The organism is Streptomyces sp. NPDC001728 (genome assembly GCF_040297565.1).
GTDB lineage: Bacteria > Actinomycetota > Actinomycetes > Streptomycetales > Streptomycetaceae > Streptomyces.
In genome coordinates, this window is record NZ_JBEOZK010000022.1 from 51,291 (window position 1) to 72,438 (window position 21,148).

At 72.8% G+C, this 21,148-nt stretch carries 19 protein-coding genes; 8 read left to right on the forward strand and 11 right to left on the reverse strand.

The genetic code is table 11. The features are described 5' to 3' along the window. Window positions 1–93: 93 nt before the first annotated feature. The 3 genes from ABT154_RS27510 to ABT154_RS27520 all read right to left on the reverse strand — a co-directional run bounded on the left by ABT154_RS27510 (window position 94) and on the right by ABT154_RS27520 (window position 3,145). The gene (locus ABT154_RS27510; RefSeq protein WP_351860103.1) at window positions 94–855 is read right to left on the reverse strand and encodes an SDR family NAD(P)-dependent oxidoreductase; all 762 of its coding nucleotides are present in this window, start codon (window positions 853–855) and stop codon (window positions 94–96) included. Between the two features lie 11 nt (window positions 856–866). Further along, window positions 867–1,784 carry an LLM class F420-dependent oxidoreductase gene (locus ABT154_RS27515; RefSeq protein WP_351860105.1) on the reverse strand — a complete coding sequence of 306 codons (918 nt, stop codon included), beginning with the start codon at window positions 1,782–1,784 and terminating at the stop codon, window positions 867–869. 116 nt (window positions 1,785–1,900) lie between these two features. Then, on the reverse strand, window positions 1,901–3,145 hold the full coding sequence (locus ABT154_RS27520) for an amidohydrolase family protein (protein ID WP_351860107.1): 1,245 nt from the start codon (window positions 3,143–3,145) through the stop codon (window positions 1,901–1,903). 168 nt (window positions 3,146–3,313) lie between these two features. On the opposite strand from ABT154_RS27520, the gene afsR reads away from it, so the two are divergent. Both afsR and ABT154_RS27530 read left to right on the forward strand, forming a co-directional pair. After that, window positions 3,314–6,376 (forward strand): SARP-family global regulator AfsR, encoded by a 3,063-nt coding sequence (gene afsR / locus ABT154_RS27525; protein WP_351860108.1) that lies wholly within the window; start codon window positions 3,314–3,316, stop codon window positions 6,374–6,376. A 218-nt stretch (window positions 6,377–6,594) separates the two neighbouring features. Next, window positions 6,595–6,798, forward strand: a complete 204-nt coding sequence (locus ABT154_RS27530) for a hypothetical protein (RefSeq protein WP_351860110.1) — start codon at window positions 6,595–6,597, stop codon at window positions 6,796–6,798. Between the two features lie 219 nt (window positions 6,799–7,017). Here ABT154_RS27530 and ABT154_RS27535 read toward each other — a convergent pair whose 3' ends face one another. Next, complete coding sequence (locus tag ABT154_RS27535; protein WP_351860112.1) at window positions 7,018–8,586, reverse strand: FadD3 family acyl-CoA ligase; 1,569 nt, start codon at window positions 8,584–8,586, stop codon at window positions 7,018–7,020. An 89-nt stretch (window positions 8,587–8,675) separates the two neighbouring features. On the opposite strand from ABT154_RS27535, the gene ABT154_RS27540 reads away from it, so the two are divergent. From ABT154_RS27540 to ABT154_RS27550, 3 genes are read left to right on the forward strand one after another with little or no spacing between them, the layout of a single operon-like run. Beyond that, a complete protein-coding gene (locus tag ABT154_RS27540; RefSeq protein ID WP_351860114.1) occupies window positions 8,676–9,818 on the forward strand; it encodes a lipid-transfer protein in 1,143 nt (380 codons plus the stop codon). A gap of 6 nt (window positions 9,819–9,824) precedes the next feature. Then, window positions 9,825–10,250: a Zn-ribbon domain-containing OB-fold protein gene (locus ABT154_RS27545; RefSeq protein WP_351860115.1), complete on the forward strand. Its 426-nt coding sequence runs from the start codon at window positions 9,825–9,827 to the stop codon at window positions 10,248–10,250. Continuing rightward, window positions 10,247–11,023, forward strand: a complete 777-nt coding sequence (locus ABT154_RS27550; RefSeq protein WP_351860117.1) for an enoyl-CoA hydratase/isomerase family protein — start codon at window positions 10,247–10,249, stop codon at window positions 11,021–11,023. The genes ABT154_RS27545 and ABT154_RS27550 overlap by 4 nt, the downstream gene beginning before the upstream one ends. Here the strand turns inward: ABT154_RS27550 and ABT154_RS27555 are convergent. After that, entirely contained in the window at window positions 11,010–11,606 is a 597-nt protein-coding gene (locus tag ABT154_RS27555; protein WP_351860119.1) for a hypothetical protein, read from the reverse strand. The genes ABT154_RS27550 and ABT154_RS27555 overlap by 14 nt on opposite strands. Window positions 11,607–11,741: 135 nt before the next feature. On the opposite strand from ABT154_RS27555, the gene ABT154_RS27560 reads away from it, so the two are divergent. Continuing rightward, entirely contained in the window at window positions 11,742–12,353 is a 612-nt protein-coding gene (locus ABT154_RS27560) for a hypothetical protein (RefSeq protein WP_351860121.1), read from the forward strand. Between the two features lie 12 nt (window positions 12,354–12,365). On the opposite strand, the gene afsK is transcribed toward ABT154_RS27560, so the two are convergent. Next, entirely contained in the window at window positions 12,366–14,786 is a 2,421-nt protein-coding gene (gene afsK, locus ABT154_RS27565; protein WP_351860123.1) for a protein serine/threonine kinase AfsK, read from the reverse strand. 160 nt (window positions 14,787–14,946) lie between these two features. Continuing rightward, window positions 14,947–15,732, reverse strand: coding sequence for a VOC family protein (locus tag ABT154_RS27570; RefSeq protein WP_351860124.1), 786 nt, complete (start codon window positions 15,730–15,732; stop codon window positions 14,947–14,949). A gap of 319 nt (window positions 15,733–16,051) precedes the next feature. Between ABT154_RS27570 and ABT154_RS27575 the strand changes: the two genes are divergently transcribed. Continuing rightward, the gene (locus tag ABT154_RS27575) at window positions 16,052–16,699 is read left to right on the forward strand and encodes a TetR family transcriptional regulator (protein ID WP_317877477.1); all 648 of its coding nucleotides are present in this window, start codon (window positions 16,052–16,054) and stop codon (window positions 16,697–16,699) included. 277 nt (window positions 16,700–16,976) lie between these two features. On the opposite strand, the gene ABT154_RS27580 is transcribed toward ABT154_RS27575, so the two are convergent. The 3 genes from ABT154_RS27580 to ABT154_RS27590 are packed head-to-tail and all read right to left on the reverse strand — an operon-like array spanning window position 16,977 to window position 19,437. Continuing rightward, window positions 16,977–17,768 (reverse strand): ABC transporter permease, encoded by a 792-nt coding sequence (locus ABT154_RS27580; RefSeq protein WP_351860126.1) that lies wholly within the window; start codon window positions 17,766–17,768, stop codon window positions 16,977–16,979. Then, a complete protein-coding gene (locus tag ABT154_RS27585; RefSeq protein ID WP_351860128.1) occupies window positions 17,765–18,727 on the reverse strand; it encodes an ATP-binding cassette domain-containing protein in 963 nt (320 codons plus the stop codon). Before ABT154_RS27585 ends, ABT154_RS27580 begins: the two co-directional genes overlap by 4 nt. A gap of 38 nt (window positions 18,728–18,765) precedes the next feature. Continuing rightward, a complete protein-coding gene (locus ABT154_RS27590) occupies window positions 18,766–19,437 on the reverse strand; it encodes a DUF4097 family beta strand repeat-containing protein (protein WP_351860130.1) in 672 nt (223 codons plus the stop codon). Window positions 19,438–19,658: 221 nt separating this feature from the next. Between ABT154_RS27590 and ABT154_RS27595 the strand changes: the two genes are divergently transcribed. Then, window positions 19,659–20,519, forward strand: a complete 861-nt coding sequence (locus ABT154_RS27595; RefSeq protein WP_351860132.1) for a helix-turn-helix domain-containing protein — start codon at window positions 19,659–19,661, stop codon at window positions 20,517–20,519. A gap of 39 nt (window positions 20,520–20,558) precedes the next feature. Here the strand turns inward: ABT154_RS27595 and ABT154_RS27600 are convergent, their stop codons facing one another. Beyond that, window positions 20,559–21,056: a nitroreductase family deazaflavin-dependent oxidoreductase gene (locus ABT154_RS27600; protein ID WP_351860134.1), complete on the reverse strand. Its 498-nt coding sequence runs from the start codon at window positions 21,054–21,056 to the stop codon at window positions 20,559–20,561. Between the last annotated feature and the right edge of the window lie 92 nt (window positions 21,057–21,148).

Consider the following 21,148-nt stretch of genomic DNA (forward strand, 5'->3'; position numbering starts at 1 on the left):
GCGCCGTCAGATTTGCGATGTGCCCGACTGTCGCACCGCGCGGCAGGTGCGGTCAATACCTGATGAGTCGTCAGCTACGGGCCGGCGCGCCTCTCAGAAGAGGCTGACCCCGGCCAGCCAGCCGCCGTCGATCACGAACGGCTGGCCCGTGATGTACGCCGACTCCTCCCCGGTCAGGAAGAGGGTGAGGGCCGCCACCTCGTCCGGACGCCCGATCCGCCCCAGCGGCACGAGCTTCCGGTACAGCTCGGCCGTGGCCGCCGGGTCCACGCCCTCCGGGTTGCTCATGGCGGTGTCGATCGCCCCCGGGCAGACCGCGTTCACCCGGATCCCCTTCGAGGCGAGCTCCAGGGCCGCGACCCTGGTCAGCCCGAGGACGGCGTGCTTGGAGGCCGCGTAGGCGCCGACCCCGGCCATCCCCGTGAGCCCCGTGTACGAGGAGGTGTTGACGATCGTGCCGCCGCCGGCCGCCGCGATCTCGGGCGCGACCGTCCGGATGCCCAGGAAGCAGCCGGTCTGGTTGACGGAGACGATCGCCTGGAACTCCTCCAGCGGGGTGGAGAGCAGTTCGTTGAAGCGGAGGATGCCGGCGTTGTTGACCAGCCCGTCGATCTTCCCGAACCGCTCCTTGGCGAAGGCCACGGCGGCGGCCCAGTCGGCCTCCTCCGTCACGTCCAGGTGGACGTACCCGGCCCGCTCCTCCCCCAGCTCCTTGGCCAGCGCCTCACCGGCCTCGTCGAGGACGTCCGCGAGGACGACCCGGGCCCCTTCGGCGGCGAACAGCCGCGCCTCCTGCTCGCCCTGCCCGCGCGCCGCTCCGGTGACGAGGACGACCCGCCCGTCGAGTTTGCCCATGTCCGTACTCCCTACAAGTGAGGGGCGACCTCCGTGCCGAAGGCCGCCATCTGGTCGATGAGTTCGGTACGGCTCCGGGAGCGGAACCGGACCTGGATCTGGTGCACGCCCATCTCCCCGTACGCGCGCAGGGAGGCGGCGATCTCCTCCGGCGCGCCGGTCAGGGTGCGCCGGCCGACCCGCCAGGCGGGCGCGCCGACGTAGAGCGGCTCGGCGATGGCGCCGACGGTGATCGGCTCGGCGATCCCGGCCTCGGCGCGGAGCCGCAGCAGCTTCCGGATCTGCTCGGCGAGCTGCTCGCGCGGGTCGCCCTGCGGGAGCCAGCCGTCGCCCTTGAGCGCGGCGCGGCGCACGGCGGCCGGGGAGGAGCCGCCCACCCAGAGCGGGACCCGCGGCTGCGCGGGCCGGGGCCGCTGGCCCAGGTCCTTGAAGGCGAACCGCTCCCCCAGGTGCTCCGGGTACTCCTCGGGGCCGAGTGCGGCCCGCAGCGCGTCGACGGTCTCGTCGAGCACGGCGCCCCGGCGCGCGAAGTCCACGCCGAGCGCCTCGAACTCCTCCTGGACGTGCCCGGCGCCGACCCCGAGGACCAGCCGGCCGCCGGAGAGGTGGTCGAGCGTCGCGTACGCCTTGGCGGTGACGAGCGGATGGCGCAGCCCGACGACGGCGACGTGCGAGAGGAGCCGGACCCGCCGGGTGGCGGCGGCGAGGAAGGAGAGCGTGGCGACCGGGTCGTACCAGACGGTGCTCATGGCCTCGGCGAGCCGGCGCGGGATGGCGACGTGGTCGCAGCTCGCGAGGTAGTCGAAGCCGTACTCCTCGGCGGCCCGCGCGACGGCCAGCAGATCACCGGGCCCGGCGTCCGCCTCCCAGGGCTCGGCATAGAGCACGGACTGCGACTGAACGGGCAACTGCATCCCGTAGACCACCATGGGACCTCCTCGACACCGGCGCCTGACGGACCGTCACTTCACTGGGCGGGGCCCATGGTCGTATCTGACGGTCCATCAGGCAAGGGGTGGGGGCGACCCGGCCGGGCGACCCTCGGTCAGGGGGCCCAGAGGCCGTCCTTCGTGAGACCCAGGAGGTCGATCGCGTTGCCTCGGACGATGCGGTCGACGACCTCCGGGGCCAGATGACCCATCTGCGCCTCGCCGACCTCCCGCGACTTGGGCCAGGTCGAGTCCGAGTGCGGGTAGTCCGTCTCGTACAGGACGTTTCCCGCCCCGATCGCGTCGAGGTTCCGCAGCCCGAAGGCGTCGTCGAAGAAGCAGCCGAAGACATGCCCGGCGAACAGCTCCGACGGCGGGCGCAGCACCTTGTCCGCGACCCCGCCCCAGCCCCGGTTCTCCTCCCAGACGACGTCAGCGCGCTCCAGGATGTACGGGATCCAGCCGATCTGCCCCTCCGCGTACATGATCTTCAGGTTGGGGAAGCGCTCGAACTTGCCACTCATCAGCCAGTCGACCATCGAGAAGCAGCAGTTGGCGAAGGTGATCGTGGAGCCGACAGCCGGCGGGGCGTCGGCCGAGGTGGACGGCATCCGGCTGGACGAGCCGATGTGCATGGCGATGACCGTGCCGGTCTCGTCGCAGGCCCGGAAGAAGGGGTCCCAGTGGTCGGTGTGGACCGAGGGGAGCCCGAGGTGCGGCGGGATCTCCGAGAACGCCACGGCCCTGACCCCGCGCGCGGCGTTGCGGCGCACCTCGGCGGCGGCCAGCTCCGGGTCCCAGAGCGGGATGAGCGTGAGCGGGATCAGCCGCCCGTGGGCCTCGGGCCCGCACCACTCCTCCACCATCCAGTCGTTGTAGGCGCGGACGCAGAGCAGCCCCAGCTCGCGGTCGCTCGCCTCGGTGAAGGTCTGCCCGCAGAAGCGGGGGAAGGTGGGGAAGCAGAGCGCGGACTGGACGTGGTTGACGTCCATGTCGGCCAGCCGGTCGGGCACCGAGTGCGAACCCGGCCGCATCTGCTCGTACGTGATGACTTCGAGGCGTATCTCGTCCCGGTCGTAGCCGACGGCGGTGTCGAGCCGGGTGAGGGGCCGGTGCAGGTCCTCGTAGACCCACCAGTCACCGACCGGGCCCTCGTCACCCTTGGCCCCCATGACCGGGGCGAACTTCCCGCCGAGGAAGGTCATCTCCTTCAGCGGGGCGCGAACGATCCGGGGGCCGGTGTCGTGGTACCGGGACGGAAGCCGGTCCCGCCAGACGTGCGGGGGCTCCACGGTGTGGTCGTCCACCGAGATGATCCTCGGGAACGTCTCGGTGTTCTCCGTGCTCTCCATGCTCTCCATGGCTTTCACGGTAGCGCTGATCTGACGGTCCGTCAGCTGTCGTGCCGTACAACGGTCGCGCAACGGCCTCGTACCGGCCCTGCCCCGGGGCCCACCCGATGCTGACGGACTCGCTCCGGACAAGGCAGACTGTCCTGGGCGAAACCAGCGGTACGGGCAGGGGGAGCTATGGAGCGTGAAGACGGGCCGCGCGTTCCGGTGCAGCGGGCTCCGCGGAAGGACGCGGGGTCGGGCTCCGAGGTGAGTACGGACGCGGGCACGGGTCCCGGCACGGGTACGGACGCGCGTCCCGGCACGGGTACGGACGCGGGTCCCGGCGTGGCCGATGGCTCCGGCGCCGAGCTGCGTTTCGGCGTGCTCGGCCCCGTCCGTGCCTGGCGCGACGGCGCCCCCGTCCCCACCGGCTCCCCGCAGCAGCGCGCGCTGCTCGCCGCCCTGCTCCTGCGCGGGGGGCGGACCGCCACCGCGCACGAGCTGATCGACGCGCTCTGGGGCGAGGAACCCCCCTCGCAGGCGCTCGCGGCGGTCCGTACGTACGCCTCCCGGCTCCGCAAGGCCCTCGACCCGAAGGTCCTGGTCAGCGAGTCCGGCGGCTACGCCCTGCGGACCTCCGCCGCCGCGCTCGACCTGACCGCCGCCCAGGAACTGGCCGCGGAGGCCGAGAAGCTGCGGGCCGCCGGGGACCGGACGGCCGCCCGCGCGCGGCTCGCGGAGGCGCTCGACCTGTGGGACGGCGAGGTGCTGGCCTCCGTACCGGGACCGTACGCCGAGACGCAGCGGACCCGCCTGGAGGAATGGCGGCTCACGCTCCTCGAAACGCGCCTGGACATCGACCTGGAGATCGGCGCACACGCGGAGGCCGTGTCCGAGCTGACCGCGCTCACCGCCGCGCACCCGCTGCGGGAGCGCCTGCGCGAACTCCTCATGCTGGCGCTCTACCGCAGCGGACGGCAGGCGGAGGCGCTCGCCGTGTACGCCGACACGCGCCGGCTCCTCGCCGACGAGCTGGGCGTCGACCCCACCCCCGAACTCTCCCGGCTCCAGCAGCGCATCCTCCAGGCCGACGCCGAACTGGCCCGCCCGGTCGAGGAGGCCGCCCCGGCGGCGGCGACGGTCGCGCGCCCGGCCCAGCTCCCGGCGACGGTCCCGGACTTCACGGGCCGAGCGTCGTGCGTGCGGGAGCTCGGCGCCCGACTGGCCACCGCCGAGGGCCATGTCATGGCGGTCTCGGCGCTCGCGGGCATCGGCGGCGTCGGCAAGACGACGCTCGCGGTGCACGTGGCGCACGAGGCCCGGCCGCACTTCCCGGACGGGCAGCTGTACGTGGACCTCCAGGGCGCGGGCTCACGGGCCGCCGCGCCGGAGACGGTCCTCGGCTCCTTCCTCCGGGCGCTCGGCACCCCGGATTCGGCCATCCCGGACTCGCTCGACGACCGGGCGGCGCTGTACCGCTCGACGCTCGACGGCCGCCGGGTCCTGATCCTCCTGGACAACGCCCGTGACGCCGCCCAGATCCGGCCACTGCTGCCCGGCACGGCGGGCTGCGCGGCGCTCGTCACCAGCCGCATCCGGATGGTCGACCTGGCGGGCGCGCACCTGGTGGACCTGGACGTGATGTCCCCGGACGAGGCACTCCAGCTGTTCACCCGGATCGTGGGCGAGGAGCGGGTGCGGTCGGAGCGCGAGGCGGCCCTCGACGTGGTCGCTGCCTGCGGTTTCCTCCCGCTCGCGATCCGCATCGCGGCGTCCCGGCTGGCGGCCCGCCGCACCTGGACGGTCTCGGTGCTCGCGGCGAAGCTGGCGGACGAGCGCCGGCGGCTCGACGAGCTCCAGGCGGGCGACCTGGCGGTCAAGGCGACCTTCGAACTCGGCTACGGGCAGCTGGAACCGGCCCAGGCGCGCGCGTTCCGGCTGCTCGGCCTGGCCGACGGCCCGGACATCTCGCTCGCGGCGGCGTCGGCGGTCCTGGACCTGCCGCAGTGGGACACGGAAGACCTCCTGGAAGCCCTGGTGGACACGTCCCTCCTGGAGTCGGCGGCGCCGGGCCGGTACCGGTACCACGACCTGGTCCGCCTCTACGCGCGCGCGTGCGCCGACCGCGACGAGCAGCCCCCGTCGGAGAAGGAGGCGGCGCTCTCCCGGCTCCTGGACTTCTACCTCTCGACGGCGGCGCGGGTGTACGCGATCGAGCGCCCCGGCGACCGGCTGGTCGACCACCTGGAACCCACGGCGTACGAGGGCCTCACCTTCACCGACCGCCACGAGGCCCAGGACTGGCTGTACGCCGAGGCGAACTGCCTCCTGGCCACGGTCCGCCGGTCGGCCTCGTCCCCGGGCACCCTCCGCCGCGCGGTGGACCTGCTGTGGGCGTCGCTGGACCTGGCGGAGTCGGGCGCGAACTCCAAGGAGTACGAGGCGGTGGCGACGGTGCTGCGGGGGGCGGCGGGCAGGAGCGGCGACGTCCGTGCGGAGTGCCGGGCGGCTTTGACCCTGGCGTACGTCCACCACCACCAGGGCCGCTTCGACCAGGCCGAGCGGGAGGCCGAGGACGTCGTCCGGATGGCCCGGTCCGTCGACGACCCGCTCCCCACCTGCTGGGCTTCGAACGCCAGGGGCGCCATCGCGCTCTACCAGACCCGGTACGAGGACGGGGACAAGCACCTCACCCTCGCCATCGCCGAGTTCCGCAAGGCCGGGGACCGGGCCGGCGAGGCCGCGGCCCTCTGCAACCTCTCCCGCATCCGGCTCGCGACGGGCCGGAAGGAGGACGCCGTCCGCATGGCCCAGCAGGGCGTGGACATGTACGACGAGATGGGCCATGCGCTGAGGGGCGCGAACGGGCGCTACGCCCTGGGACTCGCGCTCACCGAGAGCGGGCAGCTCGCGGGGGCGGGCGAACGGCTCCGCGAGGCGCTCGCGGTCTTCGTGGACTGCCGCCAGCGGCTCTGGGAGGGCATGAGCCTCTTCCGTATCGCGGAGGTCGACATCGCCGCCCGACGGTACGGGGCGGCTGCCGCGTGCGCGGAGAAGGCGCTGACCGTGCTCCGGGGCATCGGCGGCGACTGGCGGAGGGGCCAGGTCCTCACGGTGCTCGGCCGGGCCCTCACGGGCATCGGGCAGTCGGGCCGCGCCCAGGTGTGCTGGCAGGAAGCGCTCGACATCTACGAGAAGTTGTCGGTGCCCGAGGCATCCGAGGTGAGGTCGTTGCTGGCTTCCCGGGCAGCCGCCTGACGGCCCTTACGGCGGGCGTTCATCATTCGTTTATCGCCCCCCGGCAGACTTCATCTCATCGATCCGTCGTGTCGGGGGGCAGACGGGTCGCCGGTGAGGTCACCACCCGGACGCACTAGGGTGATCGGCCCGAAGGAGCCCGTCCGACCGTCCACGGGGGAACAGCCGGACGGGCTCCACCCACCAGCACGCGAAGCCATCACCAGGAGGGGATCGCCATGGGCGACACCGACGCCAAGGACCCGATCATCACGCCGCAGGACCTGCACGCCACGGGCACCGGCAGCGAGCAGATCGCCGTCAAGGACCTGCACGCCACTTCCGAGCCCGCGAACGCGATCGCGGACAAGATCCTCCACCCGGAGCAGGCGCCCGCCGCCACGGCCGACGACCTGCACGCCACCACCGAGCCGGCCAACTAAGCCACACCCGACGGGGAACGGTCACGGCGGCGACTTCGGGGGAGCTGCCGGGGCCGACCGCGGAGGACCGGTCGACGGGGGAGCACACGGGCCCGGGGGACGCCGGGAGGGATCCGGGGGGAATCCACCCGGCAGGGCCCGTGCGCAACGCGATCGGACCACCGCACACAGAAGGGGCCGGGCACACGCCCGGCCCCTTCGGCGTGCGCCGTCCCCGCCTCACGCCCCCGTCCTCAGCTCCCCCTTCACCACCTTCCCGCTCGCGTTCCTCGGGAGTTCCGTGACGAACTCGACCTCTCTCGGGACCTTGTAGTTGGCCATCTCGCGGCGGGACCAGGCGATCAGGTCGTCCGCTGTGATCCGGGAGCCAGGGCGGCGGACCGCGAAGGCCTTGCCCACCTCGCCCAGGCGGGGGTCCGGGATGCCGATGACCGCGACGTCCGCGATATCGGGGTGAAGACCGAGGAGTTGTTCGATCTCCGCCGGGTAGGCGTTGAAGCCGCCGACGATGAACATGTCCTTGAGGCGGTCGGTGATGCGGAGGCTGCCGGTCTCGTCGAGGACGCCGATGTCTCCCGTGCGCAGCCAGCCGTCCTCGTCGATCGCCGCCGCCGTCGCCGCCTCGTCCTCGAAGTAGCCCCTCATCACGTGGTGGCCGCGGACCAGGACCTCGCCGGTGTCGGAGACGCGGAGTTCGGTGCCGGGGATCGGACGGCCGGAGGTCGAGGCGATCGTCCCGTCCGGGTCGTCGCGGCGGCACATGGTGGCGATGCCGCTCGACTCGGAGAGCCCGTACGCGGTGAGGACGGTGCCGACGCCCAGCTCGGAGCGGAGGCGTTCGACGAGGCGGAGCGGGACCACGGCCGCGCCCGTCACGACCAGGCGGAGGGTGGAGAGGTCCTGGGCGGCGCGGGCCGGGTGGTCCAGGAGGGACTGGTGGAGGGTGGGCGGGCCGGGCAGGACGGTGATGCGTTCGGCGGTGATGTTGGCGAGGACGGTGTCGACGGTGAAGACGGACTGCGGGACGATCACCGCGCCCCGCATCAGGCAGGCGAGGATGCCGGCCTTGTAGCCGAAGGTGTGGAAGAAGGGGTTGACCACGAGGTAGCGGTCGCCCTCCCGGAGCCCGGCCAGTTCGGACCAGATGGCGTAGCAGCGCAGGCTCTGGGCGTGGCTGATGACGGCGCCCTTGGGGCGGCCGGTGGTGCCGGAGGTGTAGATGATGTCGGAGGGGGCCTCGGGGTCGATGCCGTCGGCGCGGGCGCGGACACGCTCGGCCGGGACGGCGTCGCCCTCCGCGAGGAAGGCCTTCAGGGTCGTCCAGCCCTCCTCGTCGGGGGCGGTGTCGCCGAGGACCACCACGCGTTCCAGGTCGGGGAGTTCGATGCCCGAGCGGCGCAGGGAGGCCACGTAGGAGGTGCCGAGGAAGGTGCCGGTGACGAAGAGCAGCCTGGCCCGGGAGCGCTGGAGGATCTGGGCGGCCTCGGTGCCCTTGAAGCGGGTGTTGAGGGGGACGAGGACCGCGCCGGCGCTGACCGCGCCGAGGGCGGAGACGATCCAGTCGAGGGTGTTGGGGGCCCAGACCGCGACCCGGTCCCCGGGCCGTACGCCGGTGGCGATGCAGCCGGCGGCGGCCCGCTCGACGCGTTCGCCGAGTTCGGCGTAGCTGACGCGGACGCGGCCGTCGACGACGGCCTCCCGCTGCCCGTGGCGTTCGGCCGCCGCCCGGACGAGCCCGGGGATCGTGCCCCACTCCAGGTCGCCGCGCGGATCCCCAGCCGGGTCCATGTCCATGCCCCACCTCCGGTAGCTGACTATCCGTCAGATTAGTTGTAACCTGACGCGCTGTCAGCAGTGCTGCCCCATGAGGAGGTTCGGTGCTCAAGGACGCCACGGCCATCGTCGGGATCGGACAGACCGCCTTCGCGAAACAGCTTCCCGAGACCGAGAAGGCGCTCGCCTGCCGGGCGATCCTCGCCGCTCTCGACGACGCCGGGATCGACCCTTCCGAGGTCGACGGTTTCGCTTCTTACACGATGGAGGAGACCGACGAGGTCGAGGTCGCCAAGGCCATCGGCGCCGGCGACGTCACCTTCTTCTCCAAGGTCGGCTACGGCGGCGGCGGCTCCTGCGCCACCGTCGGCCACCTCGCCGCCGCCGTCGCCACCGGCCAGGCGAGCGTCGGCGTCGCCTGGCGGTCCAGGAAACGGGGCTCGGGCCCCCGGCCCTGGAAGAACACCGCCGTCCAGCTGCCCACCCCAGGCCAGTGGACCCGCCCCTACGGGCTGCTCCGCCCCGCCGACGAGATCGGCATGCTCGCCCGCCGCTACATGCACGAGTACGGCGCCACCCGCGACCACCTGTTCAACGTCGCCCTCGCCTGCCGCAACCGCGCCAACCAGAACCCCGCCGCGATCATGTACGAACGCCCGCTCACCCGCGAGATGTACATGACCTCCCGCTGGATCAGCGAACCCCTCTGCCTCTTCGACAACTGCCTGGAGACCGACGGCGCCCTGGCGTGCGTGATCGTCTCCGCCGAGCGGGCCCGCGACTGCCGCCAGAAGCCCGTCTATGTGCACTCCGCCGCCCAGGGCCTGCCCTCCCAGCACCACGGCATGGTCAACTACTGGAACGACGACCCGCTCTCCGGCCCCGCCTGGACCGCCGCCCGACACCTGTGGAAACAGGCCGACTTCGGCCCCCAGGACGTCGACGTCGCGCAGATCTACGACGCCTTCACCCCGCTCGTCCCGCTCTCCCTGGAGGGCTACGGCTTCTGCGGCCGGGGCGAGGGCGCCGCGTTCACCGAGGGCGGCGCCCTGGAGATCGGCGGCCGGCTGCCCCTCAACACCGGCGGCGGCGGACTGAGCGAGGCGTACGTCCACGGCTTCAACCTCATCAACGAGGGTGTGAAGCAGCTGCGCGGCACCTCCACCGCCCAGGTCCCCGACGCCGCCACCTGCCTGGTCACGGCGGGCGAGGGCGTCCCCACATCGGCCATCCTGCTCAGGAGCTGAATCCAGATGCTCACACCGGTCATTGACGAGGACGGCGCCCCCTTCTGGGAGTACACCGCACGGGGCGAACTGCGCGTCCAGAGCTGCGCCGACTGCGGCGAGCTGCGCTTCCCGCCCCGGCCCTGCTGCCCGCACTGCCGCTCCTTCGCGAGCGAGTGGCGCCTGATGTCCGGACGCGGCCGGATCTGGTCGTACGTCCTGCCCCACCCGCCCCTCCTGCCCGAGTACGCGGCCCAGGCCCCGTACAACGCGGTGCTCGTCGAACTCGCCGACGCCCCGCACATCCGGCTCGTCGGCAATGTCGTCGCCTCCCCGCACGCCCCCCTGAACTCGGTCGACCCGGCCCGGCTCCGGATCGGCGCCGGCGTGAAGGTCGCCTTCACCGAGACCGGCGGCCTCGCCGTCCCCCGCTGGATCCTGGAGCGCGGATGAGCATCCGGGTCGAGCGCGACAAGGAGACCGGGGTCGCCGTCGTCACCCTCGACCGGCCGGAGAAGCACAACTCCGTCACCCTGGAGATGGCACGCGAACTCAGCGCCGTCTGGCGGGGGTTCCGGTACGAGGACGAGGTCCGCGCGATCATCGTCACCGGGGCCGGCGGGCGGGCCTTCTGCACCGGGATCGACCGGGACGCCGCCGGGAACGTGCCGCAGCCCTCGTCCCCGTACACGATCGACGACCCCCTCCTCGCGATCGGCCCCAAGGCGAACGACCTGTGGAAACCGGTGATCGCCGCGGTCGAGGGGATGGCCTGCGGCGGCGCCTTCTATCTGCTCGGGGAGGCCGAGTTCCTGGTCGCCGCCGAGGACGCCGCCTTCTTCGACCCGCACACCACCTACGGGATGGTCAGCGCCTTCGAGACCGTCCACATGGCGCTGCGGATGCCCCGCGGAGAGATCGCCCGGATGGCACTGATGGGCAACGCGGAGCGGATCTCCGCCCGGCGGGCGTACGAGACGGGGCTCGTCTCCGAGCTGACCGAGCCCGGCGCGGCGCTGGAGGCCGCCCGCACGGCCGCCGCCGTCATCGCCTCCTACCCGACGGAGGCCGTCCAGGGCACGGTCCGGGCGCTGTGGTCGGTGCAGGAGGCGGCCAGGGCGCAGGCGCTGGCGCACGCGCCGCACCTGGTCACCCTCGGGAACCTGCCGGCGGACCGGCAGTCGGAGCTGTTCACCCGGCGGGGGGCGGGGTTCAGGACGCGGTAGCGGACCCGGGCGCGCGCTCCTGCTCGCGCACGTCGTACACCCAGCAGTTCTTCACCTGGCCGACGGTCTTCGGGGTCTTCATCGCGACCTCGAAGGTCTTCGAGGTGTAGCTCCCGACGGTCACGACCGCCTCGGCCGAGTCCACCGCCGAGCCCGTGGCGCCCTTGAACTCCAGGGTGACCCGGTAGGTCCCCTCGGTCGCCTCGTCCGAGGTGATCCTCAGGGTCGCCGTGGTGTCCGCCTTACGGGCCGGCTTCCCCTTGCGCCTGTTCTGCGCGGGCTTCACACAGTCCACGACCACGACCTCGACCCGGGGCGACGTGGGTGACGGGCTCGCGGTGACCGTCGCGTCCGAGCCGCCCGAGCCGCCCGAGCCGTCGTAGTCGTCGTTGCTCTTCTCGTCGCTGGAGCAGCCGCCGCCCGAGTCGTCGTCCGAGTGGCCGTGGCTCCTGCTCTTGCCGCTCTTGCTCTTCCCGCCGCCACCGCTGCTGCTGCTGCTGCCGTGGCTGCCGGTGTGGAATCCGGTCAGCGCCAGCACCACCACCGTGAGCGTCGCCGCGAGCTTCACGCGTGTGCGTATCATCACCGCTCCCCCGTCCCGTCTGTCGTGTCCGCGCCACCCTAGGGCCTGTCGTCACACTCCCGCGCCGCCTGGCGGGCCCCCCGCACCGGGCGTAGCGTCGGGAACGAGAGCCGGAGCGTCAAGGAGGCCGCATCGATGATCCGCAACGTGGCCGGTGCGGTACTGGCTCTCGCCGGAGCGACGGCCGCCGTCTGGAGCCCCTTCCGTGCCTGGTACGACGGCCGTCACGGACGCGACTACGCGATCGACGAGCTGTTCACCGGCATCACCGACGCCAAGGCCGAGGTGATCGGCTCGATCCTGGCGCCCTTCCTCTTCGCCGCCCTCCTGACCGTGCTCGGGGTGGTGCTGCGCTCCCGCCTGCTCGTCGCCCTCGCCGGGGTCGTCGTCCTCGGCTTCACCATCCTCTGGATGGTGCGGGTCGGGCAGGCCCAGGGACAGCTCACGGTGGGCGGCGACGGTACGGGCCTCGGCGACGGGGTCGCGAACGCCCTCGGCGGCGGGGTCCTGCTGCTGCTCGGCGCGCTCGTCATGTCGGGCAGGTCCCATGCCTCGCACCGGGTGGACCAGGCACCCCGGCCCACCCACCCGACACTGGACGGCCCGCCGCCGGAGAGCACGCCGGACGCGCCCCCGACGCAGACGTACGACCATCACGACCCTTACGGGCAACCCGACCCCTACGGGCAGCCGGAGCCGCACCGGCCGCCCGAGCAGCCGGACCAGCCGCCCGAGCAGCGCCCGTAGGACCCGTACGGCTCAGCGCCCCGCCGAACCCCGCCCCGTGGCCGTGCCCTTCACCGCGTCCAGCGCGTACACGCAGCGGTCCTTGCTGCACGCGTACACGACCCCGCCCCTGGCCACCGGCGAACCGGTGATCTCGCCGCCGGTCGCGAGCTTCCAGCGGAGCTGACCGCCCGTCGCGTCCAGGGTGTAGAGGACGTGGTCGGCCGAGCCGAAGTGCACCCGGCCGTCGGCGACGACCGGGGAGCCGACCAGCTCGCCGCCCGCCGCGAACCGCCAGCGGGGCGTGCCGGTGACCGCGTCGAGCGTGTACAGCGCGCTGCCGCTGCCGACGTGCACATTGCCGTCGGCGACGAGCACCGGCTCGGTCGACTGGCGCGGCTCGGTCGCGATCCGCCAGCGGTCCTGGCCGGTGGTGGCGTCCAGCGCGTACACCGTGCCGAGGTGGTCCGAGAGGTACACCCCGCCGCCGGTGACCGCCGGGCCCGGCGCGAACGCGGGCGGCGAGACGAAGACGGCCGGTGCCTCGAAGTGCCAGCGGACGTGACCCCCGGCGATGTCGATCGACAGGACCCGCGTCCCGGCGGACACGTACACACAGCCGTCCTCGGCCGGGGCCACCCGGATCGGCACGCCCGCGCAGGAGGCGGCGTCGCCGATCGGGTACGACCAGCGCTCCACGCCCGTCCGGGCGTCGAGGGCCTGGAGGCGGGCCTCCCGCCACACGTACACGGTGTCGCCGTGCACGGCGGGCCCCGCCTCCGGGGTCTCGAAGTCGGTCTGCGCGCCGGTGATCTCCCACAGCTTGGCGCCGTTGGAGGCCTCCCAGCCCTGCACACCGCCACCGCGCGTGCCGGTGACGACCGTGCCCCGGTCGACCTGGAGCGAGTACACCCAGGCGTCGGTGCGCAGCCGCCACCGCTCGCCGCCGTCGGTGGCGTCGAGGGCGTACAGCGTGGGTCCGTCGGAGGCGTGGATGCGGCCCGAGGCGACGGCCATCGACCAGGCCACGTCCCGGGTCTTGAACTGGCGCCGGCCGCTGCCGGTGTCCAGGGCGTGTACCTCGAAAGAGGTCACGTACAGCAGGTCCCCCTCCACCACCGGGGTACCCCACACGTCGTTCGACATGCGGAAGCGCCAGGGCCGCCAGGGGCCGGGCTCCGGGGAGGCGGTGTGGTCGGCGCCCTGTGCGGGGACCCCGACCGGGCGGGAGCCGGGCGGCGGGCCGGGCTCCCCGGCGTACGAGCCGTGATCCGCGCCGTGCGGGCCGCCGCCGGGCGGCCGGATCCAGCCGGTGGCCGGGCCCGCGTCGGCGCCCCGGCCGACGGCGAGCGCGGCGCGGGTGTCGGCGACCCGGGGGCCGGGGCCGATCGGGACGGTCGCGCCGCCCAGGCGTACGGGTCCCCCGGCGCTCTCGGCGGGTCCGGCGTGCCGGCCGCCGCCCGGTGCGCCACCGCCGACGGGCGCGGGCTCGGGGAAGCGGGGGTCCCCGGGCGGCGGGGGCGTGCGCCGCGACACCGGTACGCCGACGGGGGCCGGGCGGCGCCCACCCCTACGGGTCTCGATCATGGCCGTGGCGCTCGCCGGCAGCCAGGCCGAGGCCGTCCCGCTGTCGTCGCTGCCGGGGCCGAAGAGATGCGGGGCCAGCTGCGCCTGGAGGTCGGCCGGGCTGGGCCGGCGGCTGACGTCCATCTGCATGCAGGACTCGATGAGGGGCCGCAGCTCCTCGGGCAGGCCCTCCAGGTCGGGGCCCTCGCGGAGCAGCATGAAGACGGTCTCGACGGGGTTCGCGCCGTGGAAGGGCGCGTGGCCGGTGGCGGCGAAGACCAGCATCGAGCCGAGCGAGAAGACATCGCTGGCGCCGGTGACGCTGCGGGAGTCGCGGGCCTGCTCGGGGGACATGTAGGCCGGGGTGCCGACGGCGACGTTGGTCATGGTCAGGCGCGTGTTGGAGACGCCCGACGCGATGCCGAAGTCGATCACCCGGGGGCCGTCCTCGACGACGAGGACGTTGGAGGGCTTGAGGTCTCGGTGGACCAGGCCCGCGCCGTGGATGGACTGCAGGGCCTCGGCGACGCCGGCGGCCAGCCACCGCACGGCCTGGGCCGGGAGCGGTCCGCACTCGTTCACTATCTCTTCGAGCGAGGGCGCGGGGACGTAGGCGGTCGCCAGCCAGGGCACGGCGGCGCGCGGATCGGCGTCGACGACGGCGGCCGTGTAGAAGCCGGAGACCGCCCGCGCGGCCTCCACCTCCCGGGTGAAGCGGACCCGGAACAGCTGGTCCTCAGCGAGCTCCGTGCGCACGGTCTTGATCGCCACACGCCGGCCCGAGGCCGAGCGCGCGAGATAGACCAGACCCATTCCGCCCGCGCCGAGCCGGCCCAGCACCTCGAAGGGCCCGATACGTCTCGGGTCGTGCTGCGTCAGCTGTTCCACTTGCCTGCCACCTCCCCGTACGGGCCATGAGGGTACGGCCCTGGCCCTGATTCTTCCTGTCCGAGGGCGCGGTTGCGAACCCGGGGGCGGATCGGGGTGTCGCAGGTCATATCAGACGGGGGATACGAACGGCGCGGTCAGGCGGTGGGGGCGGGCTCCGTCAGCCGGCGTCGGCGGGTTCCGCGAGGACCGCGAAGCGGGCGCCCTGGTTGTCGTGGAGGACGGCGACGCGGCCGTGGGGGGTGTCGTAGGGCGGGGTGGCGACCCGGCCGCCGAGGCGGATGGTGGTCGCGCAGGCCTCGTCGCAGTCGGCGACGGCGAAGTGGACGAGGACATGGCCGGGCATCTCGGCGGGGAAGTCGTCGGTGATCACGGCCCGCCCGCCGAAGGCGCTGTCGTCGCCGGGCCGTGAGCCGGGGGGCGACCAGACGCGGTAGTCGAAGCCGGCGTCCCCGCCCCCCTCGTCGGGGTCGACCTGGCGGCCGAGGTAGCCGAAGACGGTGGCGTAGAAGGTGTCGACGGCCTCGGGGCGGCGCGTGTACACCTCCATCCAGCAGAAGGCGCCCGGTTCGTTCGTGATCCCGAAGCCGTTCTCGTCGCCCTGCTGCCGGAGCCCGAAGACGGCGCCGCCGGGGTCGGCGGCGAGCGCCAGGACACCGAAGGGGCCGACGGGGTAGGGATCCATGACCATCTGGCCGCCGGCGGCCCTGATCCGGCTGGCGAGGGTGCCCGCGTTCCCGGTGGCCAGGTAGACCGTCCAGGTGGTGGGCATGCGGCCGTCGCGCTTGGGGAGGAGGCCGGCGACCCGGCGGCCCCGGAGCAGGGCCTCGTCGCGGGCGGGGTCGAAGGTCCAGCCGAAGAGCTCGCCGTAGAAGCGCTTGCCCGCCTCAAGGTCGGGGAGCTGTGCGTCCACCCAGCAGGGGGTGCCCTCAATGCGTACGGCCATGGAATCACGCTAGGTCCGCCGAGGCCGGCCCGCACGCCCCGACATGCGAACACATAGGCGATTTATCAGGGCACAACCCTTGGGGCGCTTGAGTTGTCCACCGAAGTTGTCCACAGGCTGTTCATAAGCCTATTCGGGTACGTGACTCCCGAGGCCGCCTCCATCGCCCGCCCGGACTGGCGCGATCCCGCCCCTCCCCGCCGTCACCCCGCCCATCGAGACACGCGTGCCGACCTCGTAGAACACGGGCGGCAGAGGGGTGCACCCCATTTGCAGTCGGCCGAATCGCGCGCCGACACCCCCTCGGTAAGCTGACGGCATGACAGGACAAGTACGCACCGTCGACGGCCGCGTGGCCGGACGACGCGGCCAGGCGACGCGGCAGAAGCTGCTCGACTGCCTCGGTGAGATGCTCAGCTCCTCGCCCTACCGGGACGTCAAGGTCATCGATGTGGCCCGGAAGGCGGGTACTTCACCCGCGACGTTCTATCAGTACTTCCCGGACGTCGAGGGCGCGGTTCTCGAGATCGCGGAGGAAATGGCCAAGGAGGGCGCCGGGTTGACCGAGCTGGTCGCCGGCCGCTCCTGGGTCGGCAAGGCCGGCTGGCAGACCTCCGAGGAACTCGTCGAAGGCTTCCTGGACTTCTGGCGCAAGCACGACGCGATCCTCCGGGTCGTGGACCTCGGCGCCGCCGAGGGCGACAAACGGTTCTACAAGATCCGCATGAAGATCCTGAACTCGGTCACCAACTCCCTCACGGACGCGGTCAAGGAGCTCCAGGCCAAGGGCAAGGTCGACAAGGAGGTCAGTCCGGCCGCCATGGCGGGCTCCCTGGTGGCGATGCTGGCCTCGGTCGCCGGTCACCAGAAGGGCTTCACGACCTGGGGCGTGAAGCAGGCCGAACTCAAGCCGAACCTGGCCCTGTTGGTCCACCTCGGCATCACCGGCAAGAAGCCGACCAGATAGCCCCGCCCCACTCCTTCACCCGTCCTGTCGTCGACGCCGACGGCGGCCCGCCCCCACGGACCGCCGTCGGCGTCGCCGTGTCCGGGGACGTACGCGGACGGGGACGTACGCGCGCGGCGGCGTACGCGCGCTCGGGGTCGTACGCGCGCTCGGGGTCGTACGGATGAAGAGTCGGGCGACGGCCCCCGAACGCCGAAGGGGCGGCGTTCCCCGACCCTCGTCGGAGTACGCCGCCCTCGGGCGGTACACGTCGCGGGAGGTCCCGCACCCATGCCGGTTACTGCGGGTCGCGCTTGAAGGAGGCCGTCGACCAGCGGTAGCCGAGCGCGGCCAGGGCGATCGACCAGCCGACCGCGAGCCAGCCGTTGTGGCCGATCCCGGTGCCGAGCAGCAGACCGCGCAGGGTCTCGATGACCGGGGTGAACGGCTGGTACCCGGCGATCGGCTGGAACCAGCCCGGCATCGCGTCGATCGGGGTGAACGCGCTGGAGATGAGCGGCAGCAGGATCAGCGGCATCGCGCTGTTGCTGGCCGCCTCGGCGTTCGGGCTCGCCATGCCCATCCCGACCGCGATCCAGGTGAGCGCCAGGGAGAAGAGCGCCAGCAGACCGAACGCGGCCAGCCACTCCAGGAGCGTGGCGTCCGTGGACCGGAAGCCGATGGCGACGGCGACGGCGCCGACCAGGACCACGCTGGCGATCGACTGCAGGACGCTGCCGACGACATGGCCGATGAGGACCGAACCGCGGTGGATCGCCATCGTGCGGAAGCGGGCGATGACGCCCTCGGACATGTCGGTGGAGACGGAGACCGCCGCGCCGATGACGGTGCTGCCGATGGTCATCAGCAGGATGCCGGGGACCACGTAGGCGATGTAGTCGGAGCGGTCGGCGTCGCCGCCCGCGATGCCCGCGCTCATCACGTCGCCGAAGACGTAGACGAAGAGCAGCAGCAGCATGACCGGGGTCAGCAGCAGGTTCAGGGTCAGCGAGGGGTAGCGCCGGGCGTGCAGGAGGTTGCGGCGCAGCATCGTGGACGAGTCGCGGACGGCGAGGGCGAGGGAGCTCATCGGACGTTCTCCTTGGTCGGGGTGCGCCGGCCGGGCACGTCGGCGCCGGTCAGGGCGAAGAACACGTCGTCCAGGTCGGGGGTGTGCACGGTCAGCTCGTCCGCCTCGATGCCGGCCGAGTCCAGCCGGTCGAGGACGGAGCGCAGTTCGCGCTGGCTGCCGCCGCTGGGGACCTGGAGGGACAGCGCCTCGTCGTCCCCGGCGCCCTCGCCCAGCGCGAGGAGCGCGGAGCGGTAGGCGGCCGGGTCGGTGAAGCGGAGCCGGACGTGGCCGCCGGGGACGATCCGCTTCAGTTCCTCGGCGGTGCCCTCCGCGGCGATCACGCCGTCGTGGAGCACCGCGATGCGGTCGGCGAGCTGGTCGGCCTCCTCCAGGTACTGGGTGGTGAGGAAGACGGTGACGCCGCCGGTGACGAGCTCGCGGATGATCCCCCACATGGTGTGGCGGCTGCGCGGGTCGAGGCCGGTGGTCGGCTCGTCGAGGAAGATGATCCGCGGGTCGCCGACCAGCGTCATCGCGATGTCGAGGCGGCGCTTCATGCCGCCGGAGTAGCCGGCGGCGGGCCTCTTCGCGGCCTCCACCAGGTCGAAGCGCTCCAGGAGTTCGGCGGCGACCCGCCGTCCCTCGCGCCTGGAGAGGTGGTGCAGGTCCGCCATCAGGAGCATGTTCTCCTCGCCGGTGATCAGACCGTCGACGGCGGAGAACTGCCCGGTGACACCGATCGAGGCGCGGACCGCCTGCGGGTCGGCGGCGAGGTCGTGGCCGCCGACGCGCAGCTCGCCGCCGTCGGCGGAGACGAGGGTGGAGAGGATCTTGACCGCGGTGGTCTTGCCGGCGCCGTTCGGGCCGAGCAGGGAGAAGACCGTGCCTTCCGGTACGGCCAGGTCGATGCCGTCGAGCACCACCTTGTCGCCGTAGGACTTGCGCAGCCCGTTCGCCGCGATGGCCAGGTTGCTCATGAGAGGTGCTCCTTCTGACGGGGCGGGGCCGGGTCGGGTCACAGGCTGCGGGCGGTGATGTCGCCGTAGGCGGTGGTGGCGTGGATGGTCAGGACGGCGCCGGCGCCCTCGCTGTTCTGGAGCGAGTTGTGGATCCGGCCGTAGCTGGTGCCGGCGTCCAGCGAGGCGGAGACCCCGCGGGCGGCGCCGACCGAGATGTCGCCGTGGGCGGTGCGCAGGCTGACCTCGCCCCGCACGGCCTCGGTGATGCGGATGTCGCCCTTCTGGGTGGCGATCTCCGCCGGGCCGTTGAGGCGTCCGGCCTCGATGTCACCGTCCTGGACGGTGAGACGGGCGCTCGCGGCCTCGTCGATCTTGATCGTGGCCTGCGCGCTCTCGAAGTCGATGTCGCCGAGGCGTCCGACGACCCGCAGTTCGACGCTGGCCGTCTTCGCCTCGACGCGGGAGCCGGCGGGCAGCTGGACCGTCACCTCGACGGAACCGGGGGTACCGAGGATGCGGTTCCTGGGGGCCGGGGCCTCGATCCGCAGGACGCCGTCGCCGTAGCCGACCTGGAGCTGCTCGGCCGCCCTCACGTCGCGGCTCTTGCCGGCATCGGCGGGCAGGACCTCGACGGTGGTGTCGGCCCGGTCGGCGGCGATGAGGCGGATGCGGCCGGCGGGGATGTCGAGGACGGCGGTGACGGGGGCGGCGGTGGCGAACTTCTGCATGGTGGCTCTCCTTGGATCCGTTGTTTCCGATGAGGGAAAAGCTACGTTGCGTTTCCACATCGAGCAACATCCTTGATGCGCACGAAGCCCGTAATTGCAGGTGACATGGCCTAATTCATTGCAACGGTTCTGAACCTAACGCAACGGCAGATCGGCCATTCGTTGCAATGAACTGAAGGTGAACGCTATGCTGGGCCGCCACGGACCACGAAGGAGGCACGATGCCGGGCGGCAGACTCACCCAGCAGGAACGCCGGCAGATCGCGCTGGGGCTGACCGACGGCCTCGCCTACGCGGAGATCGCCCGGAGGCTCGACCGTCCCACCTCGACGGTCACCCGCGAGGTCATGCGCAACGGCGGCCCCACCGGCTACCGCGCCGACCAGGCCCACCGCGCCACCGAGAACCGCGCCCACCGGAGCAAGCAGGCCGCACCGAAGGCGGCGGCGCCCGCGCCGGAGCAGCCCCACGGGCGGGACGCCGGGTCCGTGCGCGCGTACGAGGAACTCTTCACGAACGTCATGCTGCAGTCGGGCATGCCCCCGATGGCGGCCCGGGTGATGGCCTCCCTCTGCCTGACCGACTCGGGCAGCCTCACCGCGGCCGACCTCGTCCGGAACCTCCAGGTCAGCCCGGCGTCGGTCTCCAAGTCGATCGCGTTCCTGGAGACCCAGAGCATGGTCCGCCGGGAGCGCGACGAGCGCCGGCGCGAGCGCTACACCGTCGACAACGACATCTGGTACCAGTCGATGCTGGCCAGCGCCCGGTCCACCGCGCAGATCGTCGAGACCGCGCGGGAGGGCGTCGTCGTCCTCGGCGCCGCGACCCCGGCGGGCGCCCGTATGGAGAACATCGCCCGCTTCCTCGACTTCGTCACCGAGAGCACGATCCGGGCGGCGGAACAGGCCCGCGCGATCCTGACGGCGGAACCGGCGGCGGCGGAACCGGTGCCGGTGGGACCGGCCACGGCGGGATCGGACACGGAACCCGGCACCGATCCGGACGCGGATCCGGACACGGATCCGGACACGGATCCGGACACGGATCCGGACACGACGGAGGGGGCCGACCCGACGGCGTAGGCCCTGGGTCGCCCCCCCCTGAATCCCCGGGTCGCCCCCTCAGACCCCGCCCGCCGCCGCCCCGCCCTCGCGCCGTGTCAGCCGGAAGAGTCTGATCTCGCGCTCCACGCGCGCCTGGTAGGTGGCGTACGGCGGCCAGAACTCCAGCGCCGCCCGCCAGGCCTCCGCCCGCGCCTCCCCCGTCAGCAGCTCCGCCCGTACGGGCACGTCGGCGCCGCGCCAGTTCACCTCGACGTCCGGGTGGGCGAGCAGATTCGCCGTCCACGCCGGGTGGCCGGGGCGGCCGAAGTTGGAGCCGACGAGCAGCCAGCCGCCGTCGGGCTCGGGCATGCAGGCCAGCGGGGTCACCCGCGGCTGCCCGCTCTTCGCGCCCCGCGCGGTGAGCACGACCGCGGGCAGCATCCGCGCGCTGAGCAGCACCTTCCCCCGGGTCATCCGGTGGACGGCCTTGTCCATGGCGGGCACGACGTGCGGGCCGATCCGGGCGAAGGTCCGGGTCGAGGACATCTTCTGGATGAGCTTTCGTCCTACGGGCATCTGGGGCCTTTCGTCGGGATCTGGCGGGATCAGGGAGCGGGGCCTGGTGCCGTGGATCGCAAGGCGGAGGAGGGAGTCACGGCGGAGCCATG